This is a genomic window from Paenibacillus sp. JT22N12 (assembly GCF_056269365.1).
In genome coordinates, this window is sequence record NZ_JBWDNU010000008.1 from 74,739 (window position 1) to 87,131 (window position 12,393).

The 12,393-nt window shown below is 51.0% G+C and carries 14 protein-coding genes; 1 reads left to right on the forward strand and 13 read right to left on the reverse strand.

Annotated elements, in window-relative coordinates; genetic code table 11:
- Positions 1–36: 36 nt before the first annotated feature.
- The 12 genes from AC0YOA_RS25555 to AC0YOA_RS25610 all read right to left on the reverse strand — a co-directional run bounded on the left by AC0YOA_RS25555 (position 37) and on the right by AC0YOA_RS25610 (position 10,453).
- On the reverse strand, positions 37–732 hold the full coding sequence (locus AC0YOA_RS25555) for a response regulator transcription factor (protein WP_475789031.1): 696 nt from the start codon (positions 730–732) through the stop codon (positions 37–39).
- Between the two features lie 237 nt (positions 733–969).
- A complete protein-coding gene (locus AC0YOA_RS25560; protein ID WP_475789032.1) occupies positions 970–1,845 on the reverse strand; it encodes a hypothetical protein in 876 nt (291 codons plus the stop codon).
- Between the two features lie 16 nt (positions 1,846–1,861).
- Entirely contained in the window at positions 1,862–4,288 is a 2,427-nt protein-coding gene (locus AC0YOA_RS25565) for a heavy metal translocating P-type ATPase (protein ID WP_475789033.1), read from the reverse strand.
- A 90-nt stretch (positions 4,289–4,378) separates the two neighbouring features.
- Entirely contained in the window at positions 4,379–4,579 is a 201-nt protein-coding gene (locus tag AC0YOA_RS25570; protein ID WP_475789034.1) for a copper ion binding protein, read from the reverse strand.
- A 94-nt stretch (positions 4,580–4,673) separates the two neighbouring features.
- On the reverse strand, positions 4,674–5,003 hold the full coding sequence (locus tag AC0YOA_RS25575) for a metal-sensitive transcriptional regulator (RefSeq protein WP_475771475.1): 330 nt from the start codon (positions 5,001–5,003) through the stop codon (positions 4,674–4,676).
- 122 nt (positions 5,004–5,125) lie between these two features.
- Positions 5,126–5,671: an MOSC domain-containing protein gene (locus AC0YOA_RS25580; RefSeq protein WP_475789035.1), complete on the reverse strand. Its 546-nt coding sequence runs from the start codon at positions 5,669–5,671 to the stop codon at positions 5,126–5,128.
- Positions 5,672–5,919: 248 nt separating this feature from the next.
- The gene (locus AC0YOA_RS25585; protein ID WP_475771477.1) at positions 5,920–6,657 is read right to left on the reverse strand and encodes a DUF4247 domain-containing protein; all 738 of its coding nucleotides are present in this window, start codon (positions 6,655–6,657) and stop codon (positions 5,920–5,922) included.
- Positions 6,658–6,669: 12 nt separating this feature from the next.
- Positions 6,670–7,176, reverse strand: coding sequence for a DUF4178 domain-containing protein (locus AC0YOA_RS25590; protein WP_210039925.1), 507 nt, complete (start codon positions 7,174–7,176; stop codon positions 6,670–6,672).
- A 36-nt stretch (positions 7,177–7,212) separates the two neighbouring features.
- The gene (locus tag AC0YOA_RS25595) at positions 7,213–7,617 is read right to left on the reverse strand and encodes a DUF350 domain-containing protein (protein ID WP_210039924.1); all 405 of its coding nucleotides are present in this window, start codon (positions 7,615–7,617) and stop codon (positions 7,213–7,215) included.
- Positions 7,618–7,741: 124 nt separating this feature from the next.
- On the reverse strand, positions 7,742–8,413 hold the full coding sequence (locus AC0YOA_RS25600; protein WP_475789036.1) for a PspA/IM30 family protein: 672 nt from the start codon (positions 8,411–8,413) through the stop codon (positions 7,742–7,744).
- A gap of 142 nt (positions 8,414–8,555) precedes the next feature.
- The gene (locus tag AC0YOA_RS25605) at positions 8,556–9,461 is read right to left on the reverse strand and encodes a copper amine oxidase N-terminal domain-containing protein (protein WP_475789037.1); all 906 of its coding nucleotides are present in this window, start codon (positions 9,459–9,461) and stop codon (positions 8,556–8,558) included.
- Positions 9,462–9,610: 149 nt separating this feature from the next.
- Complete coding sequence (locus AC0YOA_RS25610; protein ID WP_475789038.1) at positions 9,611–10,453, reverse strand: phytanoyl-CoA dioxygenase family protein; 843 nt, start codon at positions 10,451–10,453, stop codon at positions 9,611–9,613.
- A 182-nt stretch (positions 10,454–10,635) separates the two neighbouring features.
- Between AC0YOA_RS25610 and AC0YOA_RS25615 the strand changes: the two genes are divergently transcribed.
- Positions 10,636–11,520 carry a helix-turn-helix domain-containing protein gene (locus tag AC0YOA_RS25615; RefSeq protein ID WP_475789039.1) on the forward strand — a complete coding sequence of 295 codons (885 nt, stop codon included), beginning with the start codon at positions 10,636–10,638 and terminating at the stop codon, positions 11,518–11,520.
- Positions 11,521–11,585: 65 nt separating this feature from the next.
- Here AC0YOA_RS25615 and AC0YOA_RS25620 read toward each other — a convergent pair whose 3' ends face one another.
- Positions 11,586–12,182, reverse strand: coding sequence for a TetR/AcrR family transcriptional regulator (locus AC0YOA_RS25620; RefSeq protein WP_475789040.1), 597 nt, complete (start codon positions 12,180–12,182; stop codon positions 11,586–11,588).
- Between the last annotated feature and the right edge of the window lie 211 nt (positions 12,183–12,393).

Genomic DNA, 12,393 nt, shown 5'->3' on the forward strand with positions numbered 1-12,393 from the left:
AGAAACAGATTCCTTTCGGCTTAACGGACTCGCAAACTATTGATTATCGATCTTATAGCCCACTCCCCATATGGTCTTGATGTAACGGGGCTTGCGGGGATCGGTTTCGATTTTCTCGCGGATTTTGCGGATATGGACCATAACGGTATTATTCGCTTCAAAAAAAGCATCCTTCCACACCTTCTCATAAATATTCTCGATGCTGAAGACGATTCCGCGATTGCGGGCAAGCAGCTCAACAATCGCAAACTCCCGCGGAGTCAGCTTGACGGGAACTCCCTCCACCGTTATTTCATGCTTGGCCGAATGGATCACAAGACCATCAATAACCATGCTATCGCCGCTTGTCTGGGGAGAAGTATATTTATTGTACCGGCGCAGCTGGCTTTTGATTCTTGCGATCAGCTCCAGCGGACTGAAGGGCTTGGTGACATAATCGTCCGCTCCTACGCTGAGTCCGGTAATTTTATCAATTTCCTGACCTTTGGCCGACAGGAAAATAATGGGCATTTCGCCCAGCTCGCGAATTTTCAGGCAGGTGTCGATTCCATTCATCCCCGGCATCATGATATCCAGCACAATCAGATCCACGGACTCCCGCCTTATGATTGCCAGCGCTTCCTCACCGCTTGCGGCAATAAGAAGACGGTAGCTTTCCTGCTGCAGATAAATCTGCATCAGTTTGATGATTTCGGGTTCATCGTCGACCAGAAGCAGCGTTTTAAGATTCACTTTGTATGACGTCCTTTCATAAGTACGTTTCATTATACCAACTCCGGAAAGGCTTTTCACATGCTGAAGTTCTTATCTTTTTCTTAAAATCTGGCGGAACGCGAGAAGGGATCGTCATTTGTGGCGTTCCTTGCGAACAATCAACAAAAAAGCGCCGCATGAACGGCGCCTCCTGCTGCATCACTATTTATTTTGCCGCCTCCTGCTGATAAGTTTCTGGTTTCTCAATCTGACACGTCAAGGAACATCGATGACGAAAGGCACCACAAACGTTTTTCCTTCCCGCTGGAATTGGCCCCATACCTTGTAAATTCCGCTTTCCGGAAAACGGGTCATGAAGGCGGCATCCGGTCCCTTGGCTTTCTCTTCCGTCGGGTGCACATGGAGATATTGCTCCGCATCTGCGCTTAAGATTACGACATGACCTACAGCGCCCAGATAAGGCTCAAGATCGGCAACCGGTTCATGCGTGTTGGCATCGGTCATGTGAAAATTAAGCTCCAAATCCATGCCAGCCATCAGATGGCCGTAAGACAGTGTCACCTCTACGCCATTAACTGTCTTGACCAGGCTTTTATCGGGTTCGATCGGTTTGGCTTCACCCGCCGACCCAAGCACGGAAATCCAGGTGCTGTTGTTCACTGCAGAACCGCCAGTCGGCACGTAATCTGCAATCAGCTTGTAGTCGCCCCCCGCAGGAAAATCCGTCTCCATTTGAAATTGTCCATTCCCGTTATATATCGGATGGATATGATCGAAATACGCGAGATCCCTGCTGACGATGATCAGATGCATCTGCTTCTCGTGATTAAAATCAAATTCCGCGACAGGCTTGCCCTTCCCATCGTTAATTTGTACAGTTATCGCAGTGGTCTTCCCCGCCTGAGGCTTCTCGTCCGACAGCTTCCAGACCGCCTCCGTCTGAATATGGGGTGTACCGGGGGCCTCGTGTCCTGAACCATCATGACCATCATGATTCATTTGATTCATTTGATTCATTTCGGCACTATCCTGATTCTCTGCCGCAAGAGGCGCTTCATCATGCTTGGATCTGGAGCATGCAGTCGCAAGACTTAACACGGCAATCAGCGCTACTATTAATAATCGTCTCATCGTTAACCTCCGTGAATTACAACTTGACCCGCTGCAGACGGAGTGCGTTCAGCACGACGGATACCGAGCTGAGCGCCATCGCAGCGCCTGCCAGCCATGGGGCGAGGAACCCGCTTGCCGCAATTGGAATGCCGATGACATTATAAGCCAGCGCCCAGAACAGGTTCTGCCTGATATTGCGCATTGTCTTCCTGCTCATTTCAATGGCATCCGGGATACTGTTCAAATCTCCCCGCATAAGCGTCACGTCTGCTGCTTCCATGGCCACATCCGTACCTGTCCCGATCGCCATGCCGATATCCGCTTCCGCCAGAGCCGGCGCGTCATTAATGCCATCACCCACCATCGCGACCTTTCGGCCCGCCGCCTGCAGCTTCTTCACCTCAGCCGCTTTTCCCTCGGGCAGTATTTCCGAGAGTACCTGGCTGATTCCGGCTTCCTTGGCAATAGCTCGGGCAGTACGCTCGTTGTCTCCGGTTATCATTATCACATCAAGACCAGCCTGCCGGAGACGGCTGACTGCCTGACTGGATGTTTCCTTGATGGTATCCGCAACGGCGAGCATACCTGCATATTGACCGTCAACAGCAGCCAGAATGGCGGTTTTCCCCTGTTCTTCCAGCCTGTTCATCTCCGTCTGTACGATATCCGCCGTCACGTTGTTCGACTTCATCAGCTTGCGTGTCCCGATCAGCAGCTCGCGGCCTTCTACTTTGGCCCGGATTCCAAACCCCGGCAAAGCTTCGAACGATTCCGCGCTGACAAGCGTAATTCCCTGCTGCTGAATTCCCTGGACAACGGCTGCAGCAAGCGGATGCTCCGAGCCCTGCTCAGCCGATCCTATCCAGCCTAGCAGTTGTTGTTCGTCCCATGGCGCTTCCAGTTGAATGTCTGTCAGCTCAGGCTGCCCTTTGGTCACAGTGCCCGTTTTGTCCAGCACAACCGTATCGATCCTGTGCGCAGCTTCCAGGTGCTCGCCGCCCTTGAATAGAATGCCAAGCTCAGCCGAGCGTCCTGATCCCGCCATGATGGAGGTCGGTGTCGCAAGACCAAGGGCGCACGGGCAGGCAATGACCAGAACGGCAATCGCCTTCTCCAGCGCTCCGGCAAAATTGCCCGGCTCGATTCCGAAGTACCAGATCAATAGAGCCGCGGCGGCTATGCCAACGACAATCGGGACGAAAATACCGGAGATTACATCGGCAACGCGCTGGATCGGAGCTTTCGAGCCCTGCGCCTCCTCTACTACCTTGATAATCCGGGCAAGCGCGGTATCCTTGCCGATTTTCGTCGCCTTAATTTTCAGCAGCCCGTTCCTGTTGATCGTGGCGCCGAACACAGACTCTCCGGCATGTTTATCGACAGGCAGACTCTCCCCGGTCAGCATGGACTCGTCAACAGCGGAGCTTCCCTCAAGCACTTCACCGTCAACCGGTACCTTCTCCCCCGGTTTCACAATCACGACATCTCCGATGAGGACCTCTTCTATCGGGATATGCAGCTCTCTCCCGTCACGAATGACCAAAGCGGTCTTCGCCTGCAGGCCCATCAGCGTCTTGATCGCTTCCGAGGAGCGCCCTTTGGCCAGGGACTCGAACAGCTTGCCCAGCAGGATCAGGGTAATAAGGATCGAGCTTGTCTCATAGTACATGTCTACCTGGTGATGGCTGCCGATCGACTGAAAAGTCAGATAAAGACTGTAGAAAAAGGCCGCCGATGTGCCCAGTGCAACAAGCACATCCATATTCGCACTGCCATTGCGCAGCGCTTTATAAGCCCCTATATAGAAAGGTCCGCCGATAATAAACTGGACCGGAGCCGCCAGCACAAGCTGGAACCAGGGGTTCATCAACAATTCCGGAAGCCAGATCCAGGAGGTAAAGGAGAAATGCGCAACCATCGCCCAGAGCAGTGGCAGTGACAATACAGCTGACACCAGCAGCCTGCTCTTCTGTCGGCGTATTTCCTGGCGGCGCCGTTCTCCGGCATCCATGACTTCAGACTTCAGTCTGGCTTTATAGCCCAGCTTCTCCACGCGGCTGACCATATCGGAAACAGACACCTCCGCGGAGGAGTACTCCACTCTTGCGGTTTCCAGCGTAAGGTTGACAGCAGCCCGCTGCACACCCTCAAGCTTATTCAAGCCTTTCTCGATCCGGGCTGCGCAAGCCGCGCATGTCATGCCTTCGATCGCCAGATCGACGGTCTCATGAACTGTGCCATAGCCAAGCGCCTGGATCTTATTCTCCAGCTGCTCTCTGTCAACTTGCTCCGGATCATAGTGGACGGAAGCCTGTTCCAGAGCAAAATTAACGGAGGCTTGCGATACACCCGTGAGCCTGCTCAATCCCTTCTCGATCCGGTTTGCGCAGGCGGCGCAGGTCATACCGGAAATTTGCAAGGTCGTTTGCTGTTCATATTCCTTCTCTGGCACCGGACTCATATGCATCACCCATTCTCTCTATATGGTACCCCAGTAGGGTATATTTATACGTATAAAAAAGGAGCCGTCCATCCGGCGGCTCCGGATTCCTTACACTACGTCATACCCTTGGTCTTCTATCGCTTCTTTGATTGCGGCCAGTGAGATCTTCGATGCATCGTAATCAATGCTGACCGATTGTTTGGCGAGATCCACTTTGGCGGCAGCGCCTAATGTTTTGACGGCCCCTTCAACAGAATTCACACAGTGACCACAGGACATTCCTTTTACATTCAACAGAATATGCTCCATGATGATTCCTCCTATAGGCGGCCTTAGTCCGCCGGATATTATAATGGGAAGAGACGCGCAGCATCGCAAGCAGGAGATGAAACGCAGCTTCTTCTTATTTCATCAGCTTCTTGACTGTAATCAGCAGCTCATCAATGACTTCATGCTCGCCAGCCTGAATTCGCTCCACAACACAGGACCTCATATGCCCTTCCAGAAGAAGCTTGCCTACACCGTTGAGTGCGGATTGAATGGCGGCGATTTGATTCAGGACATCGTCGCAATAGGTGTCTTTCTCGATAAGTCCCTTAACACCGCGAATCTGGCCTTCAATCCGGTTGAGACGGGTTATTAAATTGGTCTTCATGGCGTTTGAGTGATGACTCTTGCGCTCTCCTTCACTTGCACAGCTATCCTTATCATGCAGTTCGACTGACTCATCCATGAGCGGATCACCTCTTCTTCTATAATATACAATACCCCCCATGGGTATGTCAAGCGGGCAGCAGCATTAAATTTTCCGTTCAATCTTCCCTATGTATATTCCATAATTGTCCATTGTCATGCCTAGGGCCTGATAATGGTTACGGCATCATTCATCCGAATGGCCCCTTCCCGTTCGACAGAGCAGACGATGCCCCGGAGCTTCTTCGCCGCAGGCACGAATTTGTTGGCCGCCGCTGATGGATATATTTCCGAATCAATAACCTCTCCAGGATCTTTGCACGGCATATTTTCACCTTCGCAAATCAACCCCGCCCCGGAGGCAAATACCAGTCTGGCACCCAAGGGCAGCGTGGTCAAGGGATCCAGACCTTTAAGCAGCAAATTGGCGCCAAGCCATTCCGGTTTGATCTCCACCACATCCATATTGCGGGCGATCTGCCGGCACTCCTCGACAGAAACGATACTGATTTGACGGCGGTTGGCAATAAGTTGTCCGCGCGGATAGATTTTCTGCCGCGAATCAGCCTTGCGTAGCAGACCGAAATGGCGGTCGCCCGGAATGCCGCCAAGCTCAACCTGGATTTCCTCGACCTTTCTCGTAACGAAAGAGGATAGTGCATCCGCAATCAGGACGGCTTCCACAACTGCTATGCTTTTTTCTGCCATTCTTCTCACGCTCCCAGTTTCATCGCGTCATTGCTTATTATGGCTGGCATGCTGCGGCGCCATCCCAACCGGCCAACCCGCCATAATTGCCGCCTTTCTTCTAATAAATATGATTCCTTAACTATATAACAATGAGGATCTCATCCGGAAGTTCTTTTTATGAGAAAATTAAAGCTATACCCGAAATAAAAAGGACAATGGAGCCCATATTCGGGCTCCAACTGTCCTTTTGCCATTTCGATTAACCATTACCTTCGCCTGGAAATCCTCCCCATGCCTACGCGGGTTTTGGGCTTGGTTGATTTGCGCGGGGTGAGCCAGCTTGATTTCTTGCCGCCGCTGCCTGAATCCCTTGTAATCGTGCCGGATTTGGGCGGCGATTTATTGAAAATGCTGTTGCCGCTGCCGGCTTTGCTCGAGTCGGCGTCCTTGGCCCTTTTGAAAATAGAGCCCTTGCGGTCCACCGTCATCGGCGGAATCGCTTTTTTCTCGTTTGCGGTAGGCGCATGGTAGCTTCCTGTCTTCGGTTTATAAGTATCCGCATCCGTATATCCGCGATAAGAGCCGCCGCGGCTGCCTCCGAACAGATCGCCAAGCAGGCTGGCCACAATATAGCCCTGAAGGAAGCTGGAGCTGTAATTGTTGCGGACATATTCTTTGGAATCGACTTCAATCAGCGTATCTTCGGGCTTTTTCACATCCTGCTGCAGGTGAATGATTTTATCGGAATAGACCAGAAACATATGGTCAGTCTTCTCGTCCGAGACCTGCTGCGGTTTATTCTCATCCGCCAGAGCCTTGGCCACTTCCGGAACGCTGAGACCTTCCGCCCGATAGATGTACGATGTCGCGGATCCGCTGCCGTTCACTGATTCCAGCGGGTATTGGTCTTCAATCGTACTCGTTACGCCGCATGCCGCAAGAAGCGGAACAATCAGACTGATAGCGAGCAGATTCTTAAGGTAGAATGACAACCTTCGTCTCATTGCTTGAACCCCCTAACTTCCGCGGAGGACGCGGACGTCGGCCGGAAGCACATCTTCACCCTCATACATCATGAACCGCCCATCCTGCCATTCGATCCGGAGCAGCTTCATATCGTCGGATTGATACTGCCATACATACTGCTCGCCGCCCTGCACAAAAGGAGCCTTGCCCGTGACCGTAATCAGCCCGGAATACTGCTCCTCCAGATGATAGGTCCTCTCGTCCAGCTCGATGACGGTAGGGACCTCATCCACCGAATCCAGCCTGCCGTCAATGGGTGTATAAATGGCATATACCGTTTGCTCGCGTTCTTCAATCGTCAGATAGGAAACGGCAGCCCCATCCTGCAGGGTCAGCACAATCAATCTGCGCTGTCTGTTCTGGGTACGGCCAATGACCTGATAGGTGACCAGCGATATTTCACAAATATCACCGGGTCCAATGGTAAGGATAGTCTTCTCCGGTTTTGGCGGCTCCGGCTTTGCCATTATATTCTTGATACGTTTAAACAGGCCCATCGCCATCGCTCCTTATTATGTGGATTGGCCCTGTTGTTACAGGCACGCCCCGATAATCAATGCACCGGCAACATGGAAGGAGCCGGCAAGCAGCGCGTGGGCGATTTTGCCTTCCTTCGTGCCTTTGTCCAGGTGCAGGCTAAACATGGAGCGGAAGACTAGCTCCAGCAGGGTTTCAAGTACAAGCAGAATCACAAAGGAGATCACGGATACCAGCAGCGCTTCGCCCAAATGGTTGGAGGTTGCAATGGACTGGGACAGAATGTAAGCTTGCGCCAGCAGCTTCATGACGAATCTGGTGGTAACCGCTACATTGCCCTTCTTGATCTCTTCCATATCCTTGTATCGCGTGAACATTGAATCCACTGTCATCAGTACAATCAGGAGCACTGCTCCCGCTCCGGTCCACACCAACATGCCCACTACTTCTTGTAAGGTCATCGGACATCCTCCATCATCAATTTTGCCGCATCCATTCGTGCAAAGAAAAAACGTCTGGGGGACGTCAGATCAGCGGGTGAGCGCGATCATCGTCGGCGGACGTTCTTCTTAGGTACGTTTTTGTTTAGTTCTTGTTCTCGTACTGCTTCATCAGAGCTGCCAGCTCATCTTCGACCGCTTTATCCTTGCCAAGCGCCTCGATCTCGGCGTCAAGCGACTTTTCCTTGCTATTCATTTCGTTGCTTGCTTCCGCCTGCGCTTCCATCTGGAGCATTTTCTCCTCCATCCGCTTCATTCCTGCAGTTGCCGTATCGGCGCTGAAGCCAGCCATCGATTTGTTGATGTCCGCTTGTGCCTTCGCTGCGTTGTAACGGGCAACCAGCGTTTCGCGTTTGTTCTTCATGTCCGACAGCTGCTTGCGCATCTCTGCAAGCTTATCGCGCAGATTGTCGGCTGATGCTTTATTCTGGTCATAATTGGTTTTGTATTCGTTCATTTTCTGCTCGGCCGCTTTCTTCTCTTCGAGAGCGCGGCGGGCAAGATCGAGATTCTGCGCCTGAGCTGCCGTATGAGCCTGCTCCTGCCGTTTCTTCACAAGCGCTTCCTGCTCTTCATACAGCTGCTTGAATCTCTTCTCGATCGCGATCTGAGCGGCGACGGCTTTCTCCGCATCCTCCAGGTCTTCCTGCATATCGCGAATATATTGGTCAGTCAGTTTAACCGGATCCTCGGCTTTCTCAATCATGGCATACACATTGGATAAAGTTAAATCTCTCAGACGTTTAAAAATCGACATTTTTTTTGGTCCTCCCTTAATATGTTCTGCGTTGATGTTACCTATTACGCAATCAGAGCAAGATACGTTTCAATTATGTATCCGAAGCGGAACTAAAATCAACTGAAGATTTTATTTCATTTGGAAAAAAATGATAATGGTGTTAACGTTTATCCGTCCTCTGCTCGCCTTCAACCGGATTAAAAATTTCTCTGCTCTTCCCGCGCTGCTCCGAAATCACATACGGAGGCAGATCGCTCACCTTGCCATCGCTTCCGATCGTACCGTATTTTATGAATGCCGGTGTTGAAAAATTATACATAAAATAAGTAGACTCGCCAAATGCCGGCGGTTTTGATCCGGATTCCCGATACTTGCCGCTCGCCGACCAGGTATCCTTCTGCCACTTCACCTCGGCCAGTCCCTGTTCGTTAATCTCAATATAGCTGATTAAGCCTTTGTATTCCTTCGTAAATCGAAGAGCTTCTCCCTGGGGAAAGACATAATCCTCAGAGAATTCTTCCCCTAAGGGAGTTAGCCCTTTCTCCAGCGGGATTGGACTGAGATTGACGGCAATATTGCGGGCATCCGGGAGGCTGCCTGTCATAAGCTTCCGGTAGTCGGTTTCTCCGGATGGTGTTCGCACGATCGCTTGTCTGGTGGCCGTGATGTAATCCACTGTGCCGCCCAGAGTCTCGGAGAGAAAACGAAGCGGAACATAAGTGCGGCCGGAAATAATCTGAACCGGCGCATCCAGCTTCACACGGGTTCCATTGACATTGGCTTCCGTCACCCCCTCCTGCAGCATTACCGTCATGTTCTGGCTCGGATTCGTGATGACAACTGTCCTCGCGGACGCATCATACGAATAGCTCACCCATTCGGGGTCGTTAAAGGCAATCAATAGAACGAGAGTGTAGCCTTGCAGGAGAATGGACTGTTCCTGCAGCTTGCCGTCAATAAATACCTGTGGTTGTACGGGAGCTGCGCCATATGCGGACACGCTTGCTGTCATTGTGCCTGCCAACAGCAAGGAGACAGCGGCGGCTGTTTTAAACCATTTGATCATTTGATTATTTCCTCCTTGCTTGTTTGTTCGCAGGCAAGATTCTATTATCGTCATGGTAATAGATTATCATATCATCGGCAAACTGGAAACGACCCCCATCGCAGAAAGAGCCGCGATGGAGGTTTCTTTAAGAGAAATTTAGACTGGATTCAGTTGCTGCTGCGGCTGTACAGCAGCGGATTGAGCGGACTCGCTGCGAGATCACCCGGTCCAAGACCGGGGAACCAGGCAGCCATGTCGTTTCGGTGGGCGCTGCTTTCCGGCTCGGCTATCCGCAGCCCGTCCGCAATATAGATAATTGTCATAACCTTGCGCATATGATCCGTTGGATTGCCCGGTGCGCTGTGCACCGTCCAGCCGGAGTGGAATGTGGCATCTCCCGGGGCCATTGCTCCGTACGTCCACTGTTCAAAGCCTTTGCCATCGATATACTGTGCAAGCGTCTTATGGGATTCGTCGGAAATCACCATGCGGTTGATGTACCCTTGGCTGTGCGATCCGGACGCGAAAGTCATGGAGCCTACCTCCTCCGAAATCGGCACAAGCGGCATCCAGAGCGTGATCGTCTTGTCCGTATCCAGCGGCCAGTAGATCTGATCCTGATGCCAGGGGGTATGGCCGCCGTAAGGTTCTTTGAACAAGGCCTGATCATGATACATCCGGACGCCATCCACGCCCATCAGATCGGCAGCGATCTTGGCGAAACGTCGGGCCAACGAAAATTTGGCCACTGCCTCGCTTTTTTCCCACAGGTTGCCGATCTGGATGAAAGCTTTTCCATATGTGTCCCGCTCTTCAAGCGGCTTGTTCTGCTTATTCAACCGCTGAACGAACTGGCTGATTATCGGTTCATAAGCCGCAGCCTCGCTGTCCGAAGCGACGCCGCGCAGCAGGACATGTCCTTTCTCCTGATAGTTCTTGATCTGCGTTTCTGTTATTTCATACGGTTCATCCAAAGCTGGCAGAAGAGTGATCTGTTCATCGGCTGACATTGTTTATTCCTCCTTCATGGAATACGGAATCATCATCTCGTTATATGACGATTATATTCATTTGCATGAGGATGGTCATTGTCAATCCTTATTGGATGTTTGTCAAAAACAACTGAAAATCTGTGTTTCTCTATGATATACTCCAGCTAGTGAAACACCGTCAGAGGAGAGGGGACCACAGTATGGAAATCCGTGAAGTTCAGCGCAGCTCTCCCCCGTTCGTACCTTATATCCGGAATAGTGAATATGCCATTCGGCGGCCGTGGGATTACCCCGAGAGAAGGCTGCTTGATTATCTTCTTATTTATATCCAGGAAGGAATATGCCAAATAACGGTCGACCGGCAGGTCTACCGTTTTGAAGCCGGACAATTTTGCCTCGTTCAGCCTGGGAGTCTTGTCGTACTGGAGGGGCTTACGGATACCATCACTCCCTATGCCCATCTGGATGTGTTTTATAATCCGGAGCGTGAACGAAGCTTCGCCACCCGACCGGGGCAGCTCGATCTGAGCGCATACCGGGAGTTGATGCAGCCCGGTCTGGAGCAGGTATACGGGGTTCATATTCCGGTGAGGCTTACGGTGGGCAATCCGAAAAAATTCAGTGAAACCATCATTCGGCTGACCGAGCTGTGGCAGCAGCATAATCCCCTGATGCAGCTGAAAGCGCACCTGCTTGCCTCCGAGCTGATGATTGCCGTATTGGAAGCCTACGACCGGGAAAACAGCTTCAGCATGCGCAGCGCCAAGGATCCCTTCGGCTGGATCGTTTCGTATTTCTCGGTGCATCTGAACGAACCTCTTTCCATCCAGGACATGGCCGGCAGAGCCAATCTCTCCCCGTCCCGGTTCAGCGCGCTGTTCAAGCAGCGCTATGGGGTTTCCCCGCACCAGTACCTGCTGGAGATGCGCATTACGCATTCCCGTGAGCTGCTTGTAAGCTCGCTGTTAACCCAGGAGGAAATAGCCTCCTACTGCGGCTTTGCCGATATTCACCATTTCTCCAAAACGTTTAAAAAACGCACGGGGTTCTCTCCCGGGCAGTGGCGGGATCTGGGTAGAGGATAGCGCTGGAATTTTTGTCATGCTAAAATTTTTCATTTCAACCAAAGATATTCGGTGCAGCCGAACCCTTACTCGTCTTTCCCACAAATTCCATAGAAAAACAAAATATTCATTTCTTCGATAAATTGTTCCATATTTCCATACTGCCGGGCGTAATCCAGCAATTGTTCGGATTGCCGAAAAAACATATCGATATAAAACAGTATCGTTGGAATCGAAACCTTGCTTGAAATTTCTCCCCGTTCCTTCCCCTCATTGATTAAACGAACAATAAGCGGCAGGACTTTTTCCTTATATTCCGTTTCAAAATATTGATTCATCTCATGGTCCTCAATCATGATTTCCTTGATCACGGCAACGGGCAGCGTCTTATACGATTCTTTGCCGCGGATAATGCTGTACTGTACGATCTCTTTCAAGGAGTGCTTCTCCGTGATATAGGCTTCAAATTCCGCCGTGTACTTGTTGATATAATCCATGAATACTTCCCGCAGCAGCAAGTCTTTACTTCCAAAATGATTATAAATCGTAACCTGCGACACATTCGCCTTCTTGGCGATATCCGCTATCCGTATCCGCTTGGGCTCCCATGTTTTCAGCATTTCAAAGGTACTCATCATAATCTTCTCTTTAATACGCTGGGCTCTCTTCTCAAATCCGTTCATGTCGTATTCCCCTTTTTGAAAAAGACCTTCGGCGTATTATAACATATGTAATATATACAATAAAATATTTCACCATTTCACAAATAGGATTGGTCCTTGCGGACCGGCAGGGCACATTTAAGTAACCCGATTACATTAATGTGCCTTCTTCTCAAAAATAATCTTTATCTTCATAATGACAGGGAGCGGATTCGCCTTACGTTAAGACGCA